Annotated in this window: 18 protein-coding genes; 10 read left to right on the forward strand and 8 right to left on the reverse strand. The window is 43.7% G+C overall.

Going from position 1 to position 19,140, the window contains the following annotated elements; translation table 11 throughout:
* Positions 1 to 68: 68 nt before the first annotated feature.
* From QUA04_RS23840 to QUA04_RS23850, 3 genes are all read left to right on the forward strand, one after another.
* A complete protein-coding gene (locus tag QUA04_RS23840; protein WP_333261607.1) occupies positions 69 to 266 on the forward strand; it encodes a hypothetical protein in 198 nt (65 codons plus the stop codon).
* Positions 263 to 481: a HEPN domain-containing protein gene (locus tag QUA04_RS23845; protein WP_333261610.1), complete on the forward strand. Its 219-nt coding sequence runs from the start codon at positions 263 to 265 to the stop codon at positions 479 to 481. Before QUA04_RS23840 ends, QUA04_RS23845 begins: the two co-directional genes overlap by 4 nt.
* A 445-nt stretch (positions 482 to 926) precedes the next feature.
* Complete coding sequence (locus QUA04_RS23850; protein ID WP_333261613.1) at positions 927 to 1,175, forward strand: hypothetical protein; 249 nt, start codon at positions 927 to 929, stop codon at positions 1,173 to 1,175.
* A 378-nt stretch (positions 1,176 to 1,553) separates the two neighbouring features.
* Here the strand turns inward: QUA04_RS23850 and QUA04_RS23855 are convergent, their stop codons facing one another.
* Entirely contained in the window at positions 1,554 to 2,627 is a 1,074-nt protein-coding gene (locus tag QUA04_RS23855) for a radical SAM protein (RefSeq protein WP_333261616.1), read from the reverse strand.
* Between the two features lie 448 nt (positions 2,628 to 3,075).
* Between QUA04_RS23855 and QUA04_RS23860 the strand changes: the two genes are divergently transcribed.
* From QUA04_RS23860 to QUA04_RS23870, 3 genes are all read left to right on the forward strand, one after another.
* The gene (locus QUA04_RS23860) at positions 3,076 to 3,870 is read left to right on the forward strand and encodes an ABC transporter permease (RefSeq protein ID WP_333261619.1); all 795 of its coding nucleotides are present in this window, start codon (positions 3,076 to 3,078) and stop codon (positions 3,868 to 3,870) included.
* 229 nt (positions 3,871 to 4,099) lie between these two features.
* Positions 4,100 to 4,963, forward strand: coding sequence for an aldo/keto reductase (locus QUA04_RS23865; protein ID WP_333261623.1), 864 nt, complete (start codon positions 4,100 to 4,102; stop codon positions 4,961 to 4,963).
* Positions 4,964 to 5,105: 142 nt separating this feature from the next.
* Positions 5,106 to 5,783, forward strand: coding sequence for a GIY-YIG nuclease family protein (locus tag QUA04_RS23870; RefSeq protein WP_333261626.1), 678 nt, complete (start codon positions 5,106 to 5,108; stop codon positions 5,781 to 5,783).
* Between the two features lie 154 nt (positions 5,784 to 5,937).
* Here the strand turns inward: QUA04_RS23870 and QUA04_RS23875 are convergent, their stop codons facing one another.
* Positions 5,938 to 6,786 carry a DUF3598 family protein gene (locus QUA04_RS23875; protein WP_333261629.1) on the reverse strand — a complete coding sequence of 283 codons (849 nt, stop codon included), beginning with the start codon at positions 6,784 to 6,786 and terminating at the stop codon, positions 5,938 to 5,940.
* A gap of 18 nt (positions 6,787 to 6,804) precedes the next feature.
* On the opposite strand from QUA04_RS23875, the gene QUA04_RS23880 reads away from it, so the two are divergent.
* A complete protein-coding gene (locus QUA04_RS23880) occupies positions 6,805 to 7,614 on the forward strand; it encodes an SAM-dependent chlorinase/fluorinase (protein WP_333261631.1) in 810 nt (269 codons plus the stop codon).
* Between the two features lie 102 nt (positions 7,615 to 7,716).
* On the opposite strand, the gene QUA04_RS23885 is transcribed toward QUA04_RS23880, so the two are convergent.
* Positions 7,717 to 8,721, reverse strand: a complete 1,005-nt coding sequence (locus QUA04_RS23885; RefSeq protein ID WP_333261634.1) for a site-specific DNA-methyltransferase — start codon at positions 8,719 to 8,721, stop codon at positions 7,717 to 7,719.
* 171 nt (positions 8,722 to 8,892) lie between these two features.
* Here QUA04_RS23885 and QUA04_RS23890 point away from each other — a divergent pair, with 171 nt between their 5' ends.
* Positions 8,893 to 9,696, forward strand: a complete 804-nt coding sequence (locus QUA04_RS23890; RefSeq protein WP_333061804.1) for a helix-turn-helix domain-containing protein — start codon at positions 8,893 to 8,895, stop codon at positions 9,694 to 9,696.
* 82 nt (positions 9,697 to 9,778) lie between these two features.
* Here the strand turns inward: QUA04_RS23890 and leuS are convergent, their stop codons facing one another.
* From leuS to aat, 3 genes are all read right to left on the reverse strand, one after another.
* Positions 9,779 to 12,334, reverse strand: coding sequence for a leucine--tRNA ligase (leuS, locus tag QUA04_RS23895; protein ID WP_333261637.1), 2,556 nt, complete (start codon positions 12,332 to 12,334; stop codon positions 9,779 to 9,781).
* Between the two features lie 636 nt (positions 12,335 to 12,970).
* Positions 12,971 to 16,456, reverse strand: coding sequence for a HEAT repeat domain-containing protein (locus QUA04_RS23900; RefSeq protein WP_333261640.1), 3,486 nt, complete (start codon positions 16,454 to 16,456; stop codon positions 12,971 to 12,973).
* 267 nt (positions 16,457 to 16,723) lie between these two features.
* On the reverse strand, positions 16,724 to 17,320 hold the full coding sequence (gene aat, locus QUA04_RS23905) for a leucyl/phenylalanyl-tRNA--protein transferase (RefSeq protein ID WP_445242358.1): 597 nt from the start codon (positions 17,318 to 17,320) through the stop codon (positions 16,724 to 16,726).
* A gap of 46 nt (positions 17,321 to 17,366) precedes the next feature.
* On the opposite strand from aat, the gene QUA04_RS23910 reads away from it, so the two are divergent.
* Positions 17,367 to 17,696 (forward strand): hypothetical protein, encoded by a 330-nt coding sequence (locus QUA04_RS23910; RefSeq protein ID WP_333049991.1) that lies wholly within the window; start codon positions 17,367 to 17,369, stop codon positions 17,694 to 17,696.
* Between the two features lie 131 nt (positions 17,697 to 17,827).
* Here QUA04_RS23910 and rpsN read toward each other — a convergent pair whose 3' ends face one another.
* On the reverse strand, positions 17,828 to 18,130 hold the full coding sequence (rpsN, locus tag QUA04_RS23915) for a 30S ribosomal protein S14 (RefSeq protein WP_006633844.1): 303 nt from the start codon (positions 18,128 to 18,130) through the stop codon (positions 17,828 to 17,830).
* Positions 18,131 to 18,433: 303 nt separating this feature from the next.
* Positions 18,434 to 18,637: a hypothetical protein gene (locus tag QUA04_RS23920; protein ID WP_333261643.1), complete on the reverse strand. Its 204-nt coding sequence runs from the start codon at positions 18,635 to 18,637 to the stop codon at positions 18,434 to 18,436.
* Positions 18,638 to 18,751: 114 nt separating this feature from the next.
* Between QUA04_RS23920 and QUA04_RS23925 the strand changes: the two genes are divergently transcribed.
* On the forward strand, positions 18,752 to 19,140 hold a 389-nt coding region (locus QUA04_RS23925; protein ID WP_333261646.1), incomplete at its 3' end, for a transposase family protein.

Consider the following 19,140-nt stretch of genomic DNA (forward strand, 5'->3'; position numbering starts at 1 on the left):
ATTTTTTTCTAATTAACTATTTTTAGCGATTTTATCATGATCTGACCTCTGTCTCACATTTATTTGAAATGACTATAGATATCTTAATAGTTCTCAAAAAATCCTTTAACTACTCTCAAGAAAGCGATCGAATTAGTATTTTAATTGCCGACTTATGTTTAGAATATAATGTGCTGATTAGCTGTGCATTTGCCACTGATGAGCAATTTTATCAGCACAATAATGGTTTCTTTCGCAACATTCGTCAAGAAGGGTTAGCGATATGACTCCAGAACAACAAAGACTACTGGATAAAGCGAGTAGAAGTTTGCAAGCAGCGAGAGAATTGAACAACACAGGTTTTCCTGAATTTGCCACTTCCCGTGCTTATTATTCAATGTTTTATATCGCCACACCATTTTTAGCAGATGAAGGACTATCCTATTCGCGACACTCAGCCGTTATCGCTGCTTTTGGGGAATACTTCGCTCGCACTAATTGAGTTCCGGTAGAACTGCACCGCTACCTAATTGATGCTGAAAGAACTCGTTTCAGAGCGGATTATAATGTCGATCCAAATATAACAGAAACCGATGCCGAACAACTGATATCGCGGACAGAATACTTTCTCAATTTTGCCCTAGCCAATATTGATTCGCTTCCTCCACCATCTCGTTAAATGATAGGAAGCTGGTTTGCTGTGGGGAGGCAGATCGCAATACTGTTGATATTAATGCGAAAAATTCTTATATCGAAAGTTATCCTAAAATCAAAAGTTTTTCCATTGAAGGCGGCAAGTGGTGTTTTGGCCGAAGTTCCTGAGTTTGTGATCGCGCAAATATCAAAGCCAAGTTGAAAAATTCTTAAACTACCTGATTGCTAATCAAGATTTGTTCTAGCAGACAACATCCACAATTTCCGGGATGGTGTAAATCGAACAGGTGGAATTGAACCGAGAAAAGGAAGAGAGGGAACGTCAGCCCGATCGCGAACAAATAGAACTATACAAGGAAAAGGAACAAGAGCACAAAGAGCGCGATCGAGAACAAATGGACATCGACAGGAACAACGAAGACAAAGAGAAAAAGCGCTCTCGCCAACTTGAGAATATCATCTTTTTTGTCGGAACTGCGATCGGCGGCGGACAAATTTTTTGGGCTAGCTATCTCCTAATCAAAGATACACCGATTAAATAGCAACCAGATTTTTCCCTCCCGCTTCATCCCTTCACCGCGAGGATTATCTGGAGTTTGCTTTGCGGTTTAATTTTCAGTCTGCTGAGACTGGGTATCCTGTCGCTGGCGAGAAAAAGATCCCCCAGAATCCTGCCGCTGACAATAAAAATATTGGTCAGGTAAAGCGGTGCGTGAGAGTCAATAGTAAAGGGCTGCGGTGCAAGGATTTTTTACCGTCACCGACCCTACGACTGATACAAAACATTGTATTCGTAGGGAAACGGCATTGGCCTGTCCTTTAGCAAAACCGAACGGGAATACAATTCATCAAACAAAAAACCGGGTTTCTGATAAAACCCGGTCACCATGAACAAAAGCGATATTAACACTGCTCAAACCTCAATTCTTTAATAACTTCATCCCCATTTTAACCTTGTCAAAAATCGTCTTTTGCGAGACACAAGTAATTAGACAAAGTTTGCCGCAATTCAAAGTATCGCGACGGACTTCCTGAGCTTTTTCGCCGTACCAGATCTCCCGGGCGCTGGCGTTTTTCACATTACCAATCACCGGAAACTCATCGCACAATTTCACATCGCCGCGCGTATCAATCCAGTAATTTCGCAGTCCAACGCGACAAGGACGAGTTGAATCCGGAGCTTTTTCTTCTGCAAAGTGAGGAATCATCAAGCGCAACACTTCATCGCTGTTCATAATCGGAGCGCCTTTCTTCTTCATTTCAATTAGCCGCTCGATTACTTGTGCAAATTCCTCCATGTCTTCTTTTTCAATCCACAATTCCTCGTATGTTTCTGGCGTCCAGCGGTTGACAGGTTGGAAGTTCACCGTCGTCGCCCCAATTCCCTGAGCCCAGGTGACTATTTCGGGGAGGTGGCGGAAATTGAGTCGGTTCATTGTCGGTTTGATGTTGATCGGAAACAAGACGTTCTGTTTTTCTTGTTCTTCCCGCAGATAACCGATTCCTTTAGAAAGCCGATCGAACAATCCCGGTTGACCTCGCAAATAATCGTGCAGTTCTGCATTCGGCCCGTCAACGGACATATTCACATTAAAAGGACGCGCCGCGACAGTTTTGGCTGCGTTTTCCCTGGTCATGCAATAGCCGTTGGTGGTCACGCCGGCGTGAATGCCATTTTTATTTGCAAAGGCCAGCAAGTCTAGAAAACCTTTTTTAATATAAGGTTCGCCACCGCTAAAGTTGATTGAAAATTCACCCACAAATTCTTTGACGCTCAAGAGGGCATTTTGCCATTCTTCGATCGTCATTTCGTCTTTATATTCTTTGAGCCGCCAATACTCGCACTGCCGGCATTTTACATTGCAGCGCTCGTTGACAATCCCGTAAAAAGTGACTGGGCTGGTCACGTCGTATCCTGTATTGATCCGCAGCGATTCGGCTACTGCACTCTTGGTGTGCTTGACGCCCAGTCTCGATAATGTTAGAGCATCCATGTCTTTTTTTCCTTACGTGTTGTTAGCTAAGTCAATTTCTCGATCCCTCTTTTGTACGTATGATTACGTATTGATGATGACGTATTCCTTTTGAGTACGTATGCCCCATCCTAAGTGTTCCGTTTGGGTATGGCTAGATGTTTCTCAAATATTTATAATATTAAGATGTGTAACATATTAGTATTTCCAATCTATTAAGCGATTATTTGTGTGAAAACATGAATCATGCTTAATAATTGCCAAAATATATGGGCTTAAGATTGACTTAGAATTAATAATTGTAGTTTTTGTTTAAATTCAGTTAAATAACTTAATACTGCCTCTCAGTAAAACTACTTAGGTAAGCGGTATCAATAATTTATTGTTATAGTGAAATGAGCAGCCTGTACAGCAGTTAACTTCACACAAGCTTTACAATATGGGAATCTAAGTATTTACACGGCAAAAAATGGCGACAAACATGGGACGATATTTGCACGTAGTGAAATTGTTCTGGGGTGCGGCGATCGCAGCGGAACTAGAATACCGAATCAACTTTGTCCTCGCGGCCCTCAGCAGCCTCGGAAATCTTGCCGGCAGCTTGTTTGGGCTATTTTTGTTCTATCGTACTGGCTACACATTTTCAGGCTATTCATGGGAAGAGGCTTTAGTTGTACTCGGTATTTTCACGATTTTGCAGGGGTTTTCGTCAACGTTTCTAGCACCTAATCTCAGCCGTATTGTTGATCGAGTCCAGCAAGGTACTCTCGATTTCGTACTCCTCAAACCCATCAGTTCCCAATTCTGGCTATCTGCAAACACAGTTTCGCCTTGGGGAATCCCAGATTTAATCTTCGGCACCGTATTGCTGCTGTATGCTGCCAACAAATTGGGAGTAGCAATCGGCAACTATTTTTTAACAGCGATACCGCTGTTATTCGGAACTATTACTCTTTACAGTATATGGTTTATGTTAGGGGCAACCAGCATTTGGTTTGTCAAAATTTACAACGTTACCGAAGTCCTCAAAGGATTGTTAGAAGCGGGTAGATTTCCAATGGCAGCTTATCCCGCAGCTTATCGATTTTTCTTCACTTTCGTAGTTCCCGTTGCCTTCTTGACGACTGTGCCAGCAGAAGCCATGCTGGGGAGAGGTGAAATCGTTTGGATCGCAGGGGCGGGAATATTGGCGATCGGGCTTTTATGTTTCTCGCGCTACTTCTGGCAATTTGCACTCCGCTTTTACACCAGCGCTTCCAGCTAGTTAAGTAGGTAGGTAAGCTGCTGTACATCTAGATTGTCTATTATGTTTGAGAGGGAGAGGATTTGACACCTGGGGAATAGAGAAGTGAAATATACATTTTCAACGCAAAACAGCTTATCTAAAAAATATTTTTTTCTATTTACTTAGATAGATAGTTAAATAAATGTAATATCTCAACCTATCCTTGAAATGTAAACTGGAAATAAACCACGTAAACGAAGGCAAACCAATGAAAAGAAAAAAACTGGGTAACAGTAATTTTACTATCAGCGCGATCGGTCTTGGAGGTATGCCAATGTCCTTAAGCGACCGGCCGCCAGAATCGCAATCAATTGCGGTAATCCACCGCGCCCTCGATTTGGGTGTCACCCTAATTGACACCGCAGATTCCTACTGCCAAGATGAATCCGACAAACACCACAATGAGCAATTGATTGCCAAAGCTTTGCAACAGTACACCGGAGATACTCGGGCCGTTACTGTCGCCACTAAAGGCGGCTTAATGCGGCCTCAAGGTGCATGGACGCGCAACGGCAATCCCCACCATTTGCGCCAGACAATTCGCGAAAGTTTTGAAGCGTTGGGCGGCAAGGAACCGATCGACCTTTGGCAGTACCACTCGCCCGATCCCGCTTATACCATCGAAGCAGCCCTAGCACCGGCAAAAGAAGCAGTAGAAGCAGGAATGATTCGATTTATTGGAGTATCCAACTTTACTGTAGAGCAGATCAAACGTGCCCGCGATACAGTAGAAGTTGTCTCCGTGCAGAATCAGTACAATCCGTGGCACAGACAGCCGGAATCAGACGGCGTTCTGGAATATTGCGAAACCGAAAAACTGACATTTTTTCCTTGGAGTCCTTTGGGAGGAAGCCGCCGCGTCACCAGCTTGCAAGATATGCCCGCGATCGCCAAATTAGCTGCAGAAAAAAACGTTTCAGTTTACTGTATAGTATTAGCTTGGTTGATGGCCCAATCGCCCTGCATCGTTCCGATTCCCGGTGCGAGCAAAGTATCGAGTATTGAGGACTCTGTGCAGGCGCTCGAAGTTAAATTGACAGACGAGGAATTGCAAAAAATTGCGGCAAGTTAAGTAGATAAGGGCAAAAAAAACAATAGAACAGGCTTTCCGGCCTGTTCCACAAACAGAACTTTATTGTGGGGTGGGCATCTTGCCCGCCCCTGAAAGCTGGATTTAATGAGTAAAGTTGACATTTTTTGAGGAATTGGGTTTTATGGAAGCTAATCAAGTGAATGCCGATCGAGACGTAGCAATTGAACATCAAAACGTACCTGTCGCCCATGAAGGACTGCACAACTTTTTATACAGTTCCGACTCAGAACACAGCGCGGCAGCCACTATTTCTGAATTAGAAAATGACGGCACGCAAGTAATGTCGATCGATACATGGCGCGATTTGGCAACTAACGCGAAAGTCGCCGGCGTTTACGCTGTAATGGACACTTCCCGCAACACTCAGTTTATCGGTTATTCGCGAAACATCCTGCTTTCAATCAACGGTCACATCGCCCAAAATGGCGTAGAAAATTGCGCTTTCCTGCGCGTGCAAACTTTCAAATTCCCGAAGCGGGAAGAAATGGAAAGTTTGCGGGATGCTTGGATAGCAGAAATTGGCAGCATTCCGCCTGGAAACGGTGCTGAAAGCGAAATGTGGGCGGCTACGGTAGGCCAAGCAGCGCGATCGGCCATGTCTGCGGAGGAACAAAAAGCTTATGAGGAAAAGAAGCTGAAATTGCGGAAAGCAATGGCAGATTCCACTCTTACCAAAGAGTTAGAAACTGCCGTCCAAAGTGACGGCGAACGCGCTAAGGATTTGGAAGCTGCTGTTAACAATGATGACTGGAGTGCCGTGATTCAATCGCAAACCCAGGAAACAAAGTCCGGTTCCTAAATCTGAAAAATGTTTGTAGTGCTGATATCTTGTACTATTTTTAGAACGGGCAAGATGCCCGTTCCACAATACATCAAGTTTATTGTGGGGAGTAGGGGTTGGGCTTCTAGCCCGCCCAAAAGACTCAACCTTAATCATCAACAACTTAGCGGGATTAATGACTGACTTTGCGTTCAGTAACTAAAGTCAAACTTACCCATTCACCCCGCTCATTGTAACTGCGAATCATCCGAAACCGCAAGTCAGGTTCTACCAACCAACCTGTCTCGAAAAATATAGGTTTTCTGGATTCAATCTTGACAGGTAAAGTGCAAGAACCGCCGTCAGGAAGCAGCACAACTTGCACGGGCGAAGCACCTTCGTTAAAGTGCAGCACTGAACCGTCAATGCTGGCCCTAGAAGTGATAACACTAGCATTACTGCCAAAAGTGATTTTATACACTAGGCGATCGCCACTTTCCAAATGCAATTGCAGTTTGGTAGAATAAAAGTCAGGGGAACGCGAATCAGGATACATTGTCACCGCCTCGCCCTGCCATTCTCCTAGCAAAGCCTCAACAGTTAAAGGCGGACGTTCGGGGACATTTTTATCAAGCTGCTTTTCCCTAATTAAGGTAAGGTTTGATAAATTGCCGTCGGTATTGTATAACTGAACGAAGCGCAATCGGCGATAATTGTAGATAAAACCAAACTCGGCACCAGCCTCCGAATAAGGCGCTAGTTGAATAGTTCCCTGAGAAAAAGCTCCATTTTCAAAAAACAAGATATCCCGTCCCAAACCCTGATATTCTCGAACAAGTTCGCTCACTTCTGGTTCGCCGACACCGCTAGAATTTGGGGAAAACCGACGGAGTTTCAATCGCACATTTTTGTTGTCATTGAAACCTTCGAGAGAAATAATGCTAGGAGTATCTTGAAGTACCTCTCCTCGCGTTGATAGCTGAGTGAAGGAACCGTGCCATTCTCCCAAGTTTTGCAGAAAATTTTCCCACTGCGCTACCATATTCTTACCTTTGGATATATGTCTAAAAATAGAATTATAACTCTACTCACGGATTTTGGATTAAGCGATGTTTATGTGGGAGTGATGAAAGGTGCGATCGCCCAAATTAACCCGCAATTAAAAGTCATTGACATTACGCACCAAATACCATCTCAAAATATTGCGGCGGCGAGGTTTTGTTTGATGACTGCTTTTGCTTATTTTCCGCCGGAAACCGTACACGTTGCTGTCATCGATCCGGGGGTGGGAAGCAAGAGACGTGGGGTTGCGATTCAATGTGCTAATTGCTTTCTTGTCGGGCCGGATAACGGGTTGTTTAGCGGGGTGTTGAGTCGGGAAAGTGCGATCGCATCTGTCGAACTCACCAACCCCAAATACTGGCGCACACCTCAACCCAGCAGCACTTTTCACGGTCGCGATATTTTTGCAGCAGCGGGCGCTCACTTGGCCAACGGGGTGGCGTTGGAAGACTTGGGACAGGCGATCGACCCTGCAAGTTTAGTAGAGTTAGAGATACCAAATTGTGCCGTTACAGCCACAGGTGCAGCAGGCTGCATTCAATATGTTGATCGCTTTGGCAACCTAATTACTAATATCCCCAATAATTGCATTATAGGTAACAATTGGTCAGTAACTATTAGCAATAGTTCTGATGCAATTCGCATCCCCAGCGGTAAAACCTACAGCGACAGCGAACCAGGCGATTTAATTGCCATAACTGGTTCTGACGGTTGGGTAGAAATTGCCGTTAATGGCGGCAGCGCTCAATCAGTATTAAAATTGGAATGCGGAGCGATCGTGCAATTGCTTTTTAAAACTAACAATTAACATCATCTCTTTCAGTCCCTCTCTGCTGGGAATTTGTGCGTGTAGAAGCGATTTCAAGAGACAGTTTCATCTTTGAAATAAAAATTGGACTATCTAGCTCAATTAAAAACAATAATTATTAACTTCAAAAAGTAGCGTATTTTGAGGTAAAATCAATCCTGATGCTTCCTCAGTTAACAATTGCTTGTATATTGTATCCGCTTGCCAAAAAGATTCTTGAGGCAAAAATCTAAATATGGATGCAGCAACATATTGTTTTTCCTTTTCAAAACTTATCCAGTTTCTTGATAATTCTTCTGCTGCCTGACCCGTAGTATTAGACCCAGAAAAAATATCTACTACCAAGTCTCCCGGTTCAGTAAGAAAATTTATAAAAAATGACGGTAATCTTTGGGGAAAACGTGCCGGATGCGCCTTAACATTAAACTCTTTGCACCAACGCAAGTATTGAGAATTACTTTCCGAATTAGAAATTTCTAGCAAATTAGATGGAATAGCACCTCCGTTATCTTTGGCAAATCGATCGCTAATATTGTGACCGGAAGGACGTTCTTTGGGGGTGTAAAATTCATCAGCATTTTTTAAAAGTTTTTTCATTCTCTCAGAATACTCTACTTTGACTTTAGTAATATTCGCTTGAGGCTGATTAGTTTTGGAAAGCCACCAAACAGTATTCACTGAATCTTTAGCCCGGATTTTCTTTTTATTCACCCACTCTATAGGAGAAGGAAGTTTGGAAGGATTAAACCAGAAAAACTCTTGAGCAAGTTTAAATCCATACTCGTCGCATAACCTAATAAGGACGCGGTAATTATACAGCGACCGTACAGGTATCCCTTTTTGATAAGCACCTCCAAGGTCTATAACAAAACTTCCAGTATCCTTAAGAACTCTTTTAATTTCCGGAGCAAAGCCCAGCAGCCAATCAACATATAAATCTTGATCTTCATTTCCATAACTCTTTTGGCGTTGCAATGCAAAAGGAGGGGACGTAATCAACAAATCTACAGAATTGCTAGCAAGATTATTCAGGAGATGAAGAGAATCTCCCAAATAAGATTGACCGTATTGGGTGGTGTAAATTGGGGTGGGCAAAATGTTACTCATGCTTAATTTAGATTAGTTTAAGGTACAACAGACACAGCCTACTGTCATTATATCAAAATCCGTACTCTCAGTCTTACTTAATCCGTACTTTCAGTAGGTTGTTTTATCGAAAAATTCTTCGTACCATTCAAAAAGCGAACTTTCAGTTCGTTTTTATGAATTGGGAGGGGTATGAATTACAAAGAAGCCAGACAACAATTTGCGGCCAAGGTAAGTCAGTTACGCAGAGAAAAAAGGATGACACAGGACGAGTTAGCAGAACTCATAGACAAGACTACTGACTATATCAGCTTATTGGAACGCGGTGAAAGATCGCCATCCTTTGAAGTTATTTTCGCTCTAGCTGAAGCGCTTGATGTACCCGCTACTTATTTAATCAGTTTTAGCCAAAGCGGCGAGAGTACAGCTCTCATTAGCACCCTAATAGCTGAACCAGTTTCTCCGTCAGTTGTAGAGCCTGTTGAAGAGGCTGTTACCACGGAAGCAGAACGCATTTCAGATGCTAAACGGCTAGAAAATGCTATGAAAAGCATCCAAGAATTGCAAAATCTGGCTAGTGAATATGGTATTGCGGATATTTTTCAAGATAACGGGGGAAAGACTTTACAGTTATTAATCCTTTTAGGGTTGCGGATATCGCCTGGACGTGAAGGAAACGATGCTATTGATGCTGAAGGAAAAGAATACGAACTTAAAACAATAAATATTGCTCTCAATAGAAGCGGTGGGGTCACTACTCACCATCATTTGAATGAAATTATACTTGACAAGTATCGCAGAGTAGAAGCTTGGTATATTGGACTGTATGAAGGCATAACTCTCAAAGAGATTTATAAACTTACACCTGAAATGCTGGAACCTAAATTTAAAGAATGGGAAGAAAAGGTGAGGCTAAGAAACGAGCCGCTAAACAATCCTAAAATTCCCTTAAAGTTAGTAAAAAAAGGGCAACTTGTCTACTCTTACAGTAAATAATAGTTGCCCGATAGTGTTTAAAGGGGATTAGGTTGTGTTTGTGTAGAAACGATACGTTGCCTACAGGTAGGGACTTTTACACTCAAGCTACCACGAAATTAACCAACTTTCCAGGCACCACAATTACCTTTTTAATTTCCTTACCTTCAAGGTGACGCTTGGCCAATTCCGACTCGCGAGCAAACTTTTCCAAAGCAGCTTTATCAGCACCCGAAGGCACTTGAATTGTGCCGCGAGTTTTGCCCATAACTTGAATTACCAGCGTAATTTCATCGGTAATTAATGCAGATGGATCGACAGTCGGCCAAGTTTGCGTATGCACCGATTCACTGTTAGCAGTATTGTGCCACAACTCATCAGCAATATGCGGCGCAAAAGGCGCTAACAAGCGAATCAAAGTGTTAATTCCTTCTGCATAAACTGGCGAATCTTTACATTTAGCATCATTCAAAGCATTGCTGAGTTTCATCATTTCAGAAACAGCAGTATTGAACTGATAATCACCCTCCAAGTCGTCGCTAACTTCCTTAATTGCAGTGTGAATTGCCCGCCGCAAATCCTTCTCAATTTTACTGAATTCAGCATTCTCTCCTGCTTGAGCGGGGGTCGCAGGGACTCGTCCAGCAAACTCTGTAACCACGCGCCAAACGCGATTTAAAAAGCGAAATTGCCCTTCCACATCAGCGTCGTCCCACTCCAAGTCCTTCTCTGGGGGCGCTTTGAATAAAATAAACATCCGCGCCGTATCTACCCCATATTTGCCCATAACTTCCAAGGGGTCAACGCCATTGTATTTTGATTTGGACATCTTCTCGTAGAAGACTTCCAAAGCTTCGCCAGTTTGAGGATCTTTGGGATTTGTGGGGTCTATATCTGCTGGGGGAACGTATTTGCCAGTAACGGGATTTTTGTATGCCATTGCTTGTACCATGCCTTGAGTTAACAGGCGTTTAAATGGTTCGTCACAATTGATCAAACCCCGATCGCGCAAAACCTTGGTAAAGAACCGCGAATACAGTAAGTGCAAGATTGCGTGTTCGATGCCGCCCACATATTGGTCTACGGGCATCCAATCATTTGTCTTTGCTGCATCGAAGACTTGCTCTTGATTTTGAGCATCGGGATAGCGCAAAAAATACCACGATGAATCGATAAAAGTATCCATCGTATCTGTTTCCCGCTTCGCCGCAGTGCCGCAACTCGGACAAGGAACGTTTACCCATTCTTCCATCTTTGCCAATGGCGAACCTTTGCCCGTAAATTGTACATTCTCCGGCAACAATACGGGCAAATCCGATGCGGGGACGGGGACTGTTCCGCAGGTGGGACAATGAATTACGGGAATCGGAGCGCCCCAATAACGCTGTCTAGAAATTAACCAATCTCTCAAGCGATATTGCACTCGCGCTTTGCCATAACCTGCATTTTCGGCATGGTCAATAATCGCTGCTTTGCCTTTAATTGAATCCATGCCGTTGAAGCTTTCGGAATTAATCATAATTCCGGGTTCGGTGTAAGCTTCCGTCAGCGGAACTTCATCATCATCCACAATTACTACTTTAATTGGCAGTTGATATTGATTGGCAAATTTGAAATCTCGCGTGTCGTGGGCGGGTACTCCCATGACTGCGCCGGTGCCGTATTCGTACAGCACATAATCGGCAATCCAAATGGGAATTTCTTCGCCGTTGAAAGGGTTGATTGCTTTGCCGCCTGTGGGGATGCCGCGCTTTGGTTTGTCTTCGGCGGTGCGATCGATCTCGCTTTGGGCGGCGACTTCTTTGATGAAGGTTTCTACCGCGGCTTTTCTGTCTGCGGTTGTCACGCGCTGAGTTAGTGGATGTTCCGGCGCTAAAACAAGGTAACTGACGCCGTAAACTGTATCGGGACGTGTGGTGAAAACGGCGATTTTTTCATCCATTCCGACAATCGGAAATTCTAAGTAAGCGCCGACTGATTTACCGATCCAGTTGGCTTGCATTAATTTGACTCTTTCTGGCCAATCTGGCAATTTGTCTAAGTCGTTTAATAACTGTTCGGCGTAATCGGTAATTTTGAGGAACCACTGCCGCAATAATTTGCGCTCGACTTTGGCACCGGAACGCCAGGAACGACCTTCGTTATCTACTTGTTCGTTTGCTAAGACTGTTTGGTCGATCGGGTCCCAATTAACTGCGGCTTCTTTTTGATAAGCTAATCCTGCTTCTAAAAATTGTAAGAAAATCCATTGAGTCCACCGATAATAATCGGGAGAACAAGTTGTAACTTCTTTTGTCCAATCAAAGGAAATGCCGAGACGGCGAAATAAGCCTTTCATTTGGGCAATATTTTCATACGTCCATTTTGCCGGGGGAATTCCGCGCTCGATGGCGGCATTTTCTGCGGGTAAACCAAAAGCGTCCCATCCCATCGGATTGAGTACGCGATAGCCTTGCATTCGCTTGAGTCTGGCAATTACATCGATGATTGTGTAGTTGCGGACGTGCCCCATGTGCAGGTTTCCCGACGGGTAGGGGAACATGGATAAGGCATAAAATTTAGGCTTTTGGGTATCTTCTGGCATCTGGTCTAAGTTTTGCTCAGCCCATGTCTGCTGCCATTTTTCTTCTATGGATTGGGGGTTATATCTGGAATCCACAACAATTGCTCCGTGCAGGGTTTAGTAATGTTTGCTTCAGTATTTTTACACATTCAAGGGGCTTCGATTCTGATTTTTCTGAGCACCAAGGATTTTGGCTCAAATCTATGTATTATATATTGTAGTATGTGTAATTTTAGCTGGGGGGCGATCGACCAAATATCCCGGTTCGCCCTGAAAAGAATAAGACTTACGGACGGGTGGTCAGAAACCGGGTTTACCAGCATACTTCGTTACAGTCGGCCAAACCGCAAAAAACCCGGTTTTTTTGGTCTTGATGCGTAAGTTTTAAAAGAATAAATAACCCCAATTTCCAGAAACCAGATTTCTCAGAGAAACCGGGTTTCTTAGCATTTATTCCGGCTTAAATGCTATCTGGAGCGCACAGCAATGTACCTTTTAATTTGTCATCGTGTCGGGGCGGGTTTACGAGATTATGGGTTTCAGGCAATTATTGTTGGTGAAACCAGCCCCTACATAAATATTTTTTAACCCGCAATTTATTGGTAATTGATAATTTTGTCGGGGCTGGTTTTACCAAGCATCTATGTTTAAAACCCATAATCTCATAAACCCGCCCCCACCCAACGACTGCTAAAATTAGAAAAAATGGCGATCGGCGATCGAATATATCGCTCATTCGCGTTCTAATTCTGCCAATTTTTCCTGGGCAAATTCGCGGAGTGTTTCGTCAGAATCGTTCTGAGCGCGATCGCGCACAAGTTCTAAAGTTTGAGGGCGATCGGGATATAACTCAATCATAGCTGCAAGAGCTGTTTGCCGGGGATTATTTTGCAGAATGTACTTGCGATCAAAGGGGTCATTGATAGCAACATCGCACAATAACTCAAATAATTCTGGGTCATCTTTCCACCCCCGTGCTAATTCTCGTACTGCTGAAGATCGCACATCCCCATCCTCGTGTGATTGAGCGCTTTGTTTGAGCCAAGGTAAGGTTTCTGGGTCATCTTTCCACCCCCGTGCTATTTCTTGTACTGCTACATATAGCACATACCAATTATCGTCGCATTGAGCGCGTTGTTTAAGAATGGGTAAGGTTTCTGGGTCATTTTTCCACCCCCGTACTAATTCTTGTAATGCTGCACATCGCACAGTCGCACCATCGTCTGATTGAGCCAGTTGTTTAAGAATGGGTAAGGTTTCTGGGTCATCTTTCCACCCCCGTACTAATTCTTGAACTGCTAATTGTCGCACAGTCGCATCATTGTCTGATTGAGCTAGTTGTTTGAGAATGGGTAAGGTTTTTGGGTCATCTTTCCACCCCCGTGCTAATTCTTGTAATGCTGCTTGTCGCACAGACCCATTATCGTCTGATTGAGCGCGTTGTTTGAGAATGGGTAAGGTTTCTGGGTCATCTTTCCACCCCCGTGCTATTTCTTGAACTGCTAATTGTCGCACATTCCCATCATCGCCTGATTGAGCCAGTTGTTTGAGAATGGGTAAGGTTTCTGGGTCATCTTTCCACCCCCGTGCTAATTCTTGTACTGCTGCACGTCGCACAGTCGAACCATCGTCTGATTGAGCCAGTTGTTTGAGAATGGGTAAGGTTTCTGAGTCATCTTTCCACCCCCGTGCTAATTTTTGTACTGCTGAAGATCGCACATACTCATTATCGTCTGATTGAGCCAGTTGTTTGAGAATGGGTAAGGTTTCTGGGTCATCTTTCCACCCCCATGCTAATGCTTGTACTGCTGCATATGGCACCAACCAATCATCGTCTGATTGAGCCAGTTGTTTGAGCCAAGGTAAGGTTTGTGGGTCATCTTTCCAAGTAGCTGCAATTGCTGCTACTGCTTGTGTGCGAATTTGAAAAACTAGGCTGTCATATTCTGGAGGTGTAGAACCATTGATATTTCTGTATTTAGTTAACTCTTTAACTCGATCGCACAATTGACTAGCAATAACAGCAATATCATTTCTATTCTTGACTTCTGAAACACACTGCGCCGCCAAAAATAGATTGCTAAACTTGTCTGCTTCCCCATTTTCACCAATCAGATATTCCAGGATGTCACCTGTAAATTTAGCATCCAGCATTCCCGCCATTAAACGCAACACTTCATGCCAAGACTCATCTCGCCAGTGTTCCCGATAAACTTGAATCAAATCATTTAATGTACGTGTTTGTTCTTTTTCAAATTGCCGCACAAACTCCCAAGCACAAAAATATTCCAAAAACGTGCGATGGACAAAAGCATAATAATCCTCATTGTATCCACCCAAGAAGCACAAAATAAAATTGCGCTCCCGCAGTTGCTCTACCATCAACTTCGCACAAGCAGTTGCCTCAGTTCCCATCAACCCGCTCAAAGATTCCGCTATAGTTTGCCGCAAATCATCGCGACTAATAATATTTCCGGCTAATCCTTTCTCACTCGACTGCATTTTGTAGGCAATTCGCCTGCAGATACTTTGTTTGACTTCTTCATCAATTGAACGAGGATCAATTTTGTCATTACTCAGCTCTTCTTTCACCTCAAAATCCCATTTATGCAGCAGCACTTTTGAGGCTTCTTCATAGAGTTTAGCTCGAAAGCGCGGTAACTCTTGATTGCGATTCAGAATTGCCATCATCGTCAGCAACAGCGGATTTCCAGCTAATTCTTGAATCGCCCTCGATTCCCCAATGGCTTTATCCAATCGTTCTAAACTTGCAGCTTTCTTCAAGCGGTCTGTAAACGTCAATTCGTGCCACTTCTGGATAAAATCTTGAATTTGTTCCGGTTCAAAATCTTGCAGCATGAAGTGATGAAATTCGGCATTTTTCAGCCGTTGCTGCTGGTAACCAATCACGCGAGAAGTGACAATCACTTTCACCGTTGGATAGGTTTGAGTGAAGTTATGAATTTGGTCAACAATACGATTGCGTTTTTGCACCTCAAAGGCTTCATCTAGCCCGTCAAACATGACAACAGCGCGGCCAGCTTGCAGCCATTCGTGCAAAATAGATTTGTTTAAATGCCCGATCCAACTAGAACCGCGCTCCATAAACTCTAGAAAATCACTGCACTCTTTTTCATCTCTACTGCGGTTGTACTTTCGCAATTCAATCAGTAAGTGAATCGGTTGAGAGGACAACTGATTTGGAGACTGTTTTGCCCACTGAAGCGCCAGGTATTTTAAGAGCGTTGATTTGCCTGAACCCGGATCGCCTAGAATCACTAGATAAGGGTAATTGACATCATCAATTACTTTCAAAATGGAGTCAGCTTGCTGTTGAGTGTAAGCTTTTTGGTAGCGTTCCAAATCTTCGGGACGGACTTCGGCGGCAATGTCTCCCCGTTCTCGCAATAGCTTTTGAATTTCCTTGGGTAATTCATAATCTTTCGGCAAATATTCCTGACACGATCGCACATTTTGGGGAATAAATATTTCTTTAACTGTCAATTGTCGTTCGTATTCTCCAGACCTAGTATCTAAGTTACCTAAATCCAAATATTCATATTGTTCTCGCAGTCCTTCTTGATAACTTTCTAAGTTAAAATCAGCCGAAATTGGACTACTATCTGTCAAACGTCCCAAGATGCCGTCTAAATTTTGAGCATTCAGAATTTCTCGTAGTTCTGCATTTTGCTGTATAATTAATTTAACACTTGCCAGATATTTTTCTGCCACTCGTTCCCAACTAAACGCATCGGGGAGCGAAGCAGTTGGTTGCTCCTTAAGAAGATTAGAAGGTACGATCCGAGTGAACGTGGGCAAATTCCGTCGCAGCGGATGCTGTAAGATCAAAGTTTGCCAAGAATCAGCTAAGATAGCAGTATTTAAAACCCGACAATTCCTTTGAAACGCATTTCCCAAAACTTGCCGCACAGGAGGTTGTTTGATAAATTGTTTTAAAGGTTGCAGATATTGCTGAATCTGTTTTTTATCTAACTGCGATCGCTGCAATTCCTGCTCGAAGCATTGAGTAAAATATTTAATGGCTTCGCGAACAGCATTTTGAGCGAAGGGCTTTTTAGCAAGTCCTTCAACATCTTTAATGCAGTCTTTAAAAAAATCTTTAACGTAGTCGTCTAAAGCTGCTTTAGCCAAGTCTTGCAAAATAGGGCCGACCAATAACCAACCCAAACCCAAACCCGCGCTGACTGGATCTACCATTGCTTTTTGCTCGATTTGTATACTTGAGAAACATTATAGCGGGGCTGAAAATTTTAGCTAGGGGCAAGGACATGACAATGCCCATTAGTGTCAATTTAACGGTCTTTCGTTGAGTCCGGCAGTCCGGCAGGGAATGAATTCCCTGCCTCAAAGCTAAAGTCCTCTCAAGAGGACTGAAGAACTCATTTAGTCCTCATAGCGAGGACTTTAGCTAAAAGCCCCGTGGAATTCATTCCCTGCCGGCCTTTCAGTATTAGCTCAAAGCTTTCAAAATAGGGAACAGCGGCGCTTCAAAGCTGCTTGCAAAAGAGTGTTGTACAGTTTTTCTTTAACAGTATAAGCGCCGAATCTTTCCAAGTGCGGATTGTTCATTTGAGCGTCGAAAAGCAGATAAGATCGATCGCGCAATCTCTCCACCAACTTCACCATCGCCACCTTAGAACCCTCGGGAATTCGGTAAAACATCGACTCCCCAATAAACGCACCGCCGATCGACAATCCGAGAATACCGCCCGCCAATTCGTCCCCGCACCAAGTCTCGAAGCTGTAAGCCCAACCGGCCTCATACAAACCCCAGTAAATCTTCTTGAGCTCCTTAGAAATCCAAGTCGTTTCGCGATCGGCACAACCCTCAACCACCGCCCCAAAATCGCGGTTCACAGCCACCGAAAATCGATTTTGATTGATTTGGCGACGCAGGGATTTCGGATAGGTAAATCTTTCATCCAGGGGAATCAGCGCCCGCTGCCGGCTGGAATACCACCCCAAACTTTCCTCGCCGTCATTTGCCATCAAGAAATAGCCTTGGGCGTATCCTTGTATAATTGTCGGTATATCATATTGCATATATTTATCAGTTGTCATTTCTCAGTTAACTTTTCAAAGTCAACATTAGCAATTAGGAATAATCATGTCTGAAATCATTGAACCTATTACCTTACCGCCCGCCAAAAACCCCGAACAAGAAGGCCAATGGCTCCAACAAACGCTGCTGGCATGGCTAGACTCCGAGTTTATCCCAGAAGCAGCCAACCAGCAAATAGCTAAAAGAGCTGCCCAAATCTATGTCCGCCAGCGCATGGAAGGCGAAAACGACTTGGGCAGCCTCGTAATTGCGATCGTCACCGAAATGCAGGCCTATGATTTTTCTAAAAGCTTCTACGGCGAATTTGCGATCGCCAACGCCGTCAGCGACTTGTTACTCGAAAGTCTCGGCATCGATAAATGCTGCGGCCAGTGAAGCAAGAAGGAGGAAAATTTAACTCATAAGTCTGAAACAAAAATCAACCCCAAACCTAATCCTGCCGATTAATTGTGAGTTTTTTTCTTCCTTCTTCCTTCTTCCTTCTTCCTTCTTCCTTCTTTCTCGTGCTACCAGCTAGACTTCACAACACCGGGCAAAAGACCTTCGTGAGCCATTTCTCGCATCATGTTGCGAGACAGTCCGAAGTCACGATAGTAACCTCTGGGCCGTCCAGTTGCCCAGCAGCGGTTCCGCAAGCGAGTCCGCGAACTGCTGCGGGGTAGCTGTTGTAGTTGGCGGTGAATCGCCATTTTGTCCATCTGATTGTTAGCTTGGTCAAACTGGTCTTTCAGGTCTTCCCGCTTGTCGGCGTACTTGTCTACGAGTCTCTGGCGCTTTTTCTCGCGCTCGACCATGCTCTTCTTAGCCATAATCTGTTGATATCCTTAGATTAATCACAATCTACTATTTTACTATATTTTTGTCTTTTTGGATAACTTTAGTTTTAAATATTTTTATTTACACAGAACAACTTATCTCATTTGTAGGGTGCGTCAGCTAATATTGTGCGCTCGACAGTTGCTCTAATTCGACCTGACGCACCCTAGGAACTATTCCTGGTTCTCGCCAAGAGTTTGTTGGGCAGCGTGTCGAATGTGGAGGATGGGAACTGCGGACACATCTTCACTTTCGGCAATAGTGAAAAGAATGCGGTATGAGTTGCGCCCTTTACCCTAAATTAACTGCCTAATTTCTTTACTGAAGTATTGATTTTCCCTGGCGATAGGACAGCGTTTTGGCATCGCTGATAAAGACTCGATCGCCTTCAACAATCCCTCATACCACTCCCTTGCTTTCTCTGGTGATGTCATCTGAGATAATAGGAGGAATGCACTATCTGCTTGTGCTTCTGCAACACTAGAAATTTCAATAGACATCTCCCAAAAAGAAATGGTTGATAGAGCGCTCTTAAATTATAATGGAATTTTACCCACAAAAACATGAGCCAACTCCGAGAATATATTGAAAAGCATCCATGCGAGACTAAAAGAATGTTGGGTATAGACTACGACCAATTAATACAACTAATTACCCATGCAGAAAATTTGTACGCTCGTCAAAAAACATCTCAAGAAAGTCAAAAAACTCGGCTCATTAAACCAGGCAGCGGTCGCCCCCCTAAACTAACGATAGCAGACCAAATTATTTTGACATTAGTGTACCTGCATAACTTACCTACTTTTCAAATGCTTGGGGTACAATTTGGCATTGGTGAATCAACCGCTAATTATATTTTTCACCGCTGGGTAAAGATTTTAAGAGATTTATTGCCGGCTTCGGTGTTAGAACAAGTAAAAAAAAATGATGACGAGCGGGCATGGGTTCTGGAAATTTTGAAAGATGTTGAGTTGATAGTAGATAGCTACGAGCAGCCCATACA

This window comes from Microcoleus sp. S13_C5 (genome assembly GCF_036700845.1).
Classification (GTDB): Bacteria; Cyanobacteriota; Cyanobacteriia; order Cyanobacteriales; family Microcoleaceae; genus Microcoleus.

Bases quoted from the DNA above. Each gene is read 5' to 3' on its own strand.
- QUA04_RS23890 (WP_333061804.1), top strand. From the start codon at position 8,893: ATGAATTACAAAGAAGCCAGACAACAATTTGCGGCCAAGGTAAGTCAG.
- QUA04_RS23845 (WP_333261610.1), top strand. From the start codon at position 263: ATGACTCCAGAACAACAAAGACTACTGGATAAAGCGAGTAGAAGTTTG.
- QUA04_RS23880 (WP_333261631.1), top strand. From the start codon at position 6,805: ATGTCTAAAAATAGAATTATAACTCTACTCACGGATTTTGGATTAAGC.
- QUA04_RS23875 (WP_333261629.1), bottom strand. From the start codon at position 6,786: ATGGTAGCGCAGTGGGAAAATTTTCTGCAAAACTTGGGAGAATGGCAC.
- QUA04_RS23885 (WP_333261634.1), bottom strand. From the start codon at position 8,721: ATGAGTAACATTTTGCCCACCCCAATTTACACCACCCAATACGGTCAA.
- aat (WP_445242358.1), bottom strand. From the start codon at position 17,320: ATGACAACTGATAAATATATGCAATATGATATACCGACAATTATACAA.
- QUA04_RS23900 (WP_333261640.1), bottom strand. From the start codon at position 16,456: ATGGTAGATCCAGTCAGCGCGGGTTTGGGTTTGGGTTGGTTATTGGTC.
- QUA04_RS23910 (WP_333049991.1), top strand. From the start codon at position 17,367: ATGTCTGAAATCATTGAACCTATTACCTTACCGCCCGCCAAAAACCCC.
- QUA04_RS23920 (WP_333261643.1), bottom strand. From the start codon at position 18,637: ATGTCTATTGAAATTTCTAGTGTTGCAGAAGCACAAGCAGATAGTGCA.
- QUA04_RS23860 (WP_333261619.1), top strand. From the start codon at position 3,076: ATGGCGACAAACATGGGACGATATTTGCACGTAGTGAAATTGTTCTGG.
- QUA04_RS23870 (WP_333261626.1), top strand. From the start codon at position 5,106: ATGGAAGCTAATCAAGTGAATGCCGATCGAGACGTAGCAATTGAACAT.
- QUA04_RS23855 (WP_333261616.1), bottom strand. From the start codon at position 2,627: ATGGATGCTCTAACATTATCGAGACTGGGCGTCAAGCACACCAAGAGT.
- QUA04_RS23840 (WP_333261607.1), top strand. From the start codon at position 69: ATGACTATAGATATCTTAATAGTTCTCAAAAAATCCTTTAACTACTCT.
- rpsN (WP_006633844.1), bottom strand. From the start codon at position 18,130: ATGGCTAAGAAGAGCATGGTCGAGCGCGAGAAAAAGCGCCAGAGACTC.
- QUA04_RS23865 (WP_333261623.1), top strand. From the start codon at position 4,100: ATGAAAAGAAAAAAACTGGGTAACAGTAATTTTACTATCAGCGCGATC.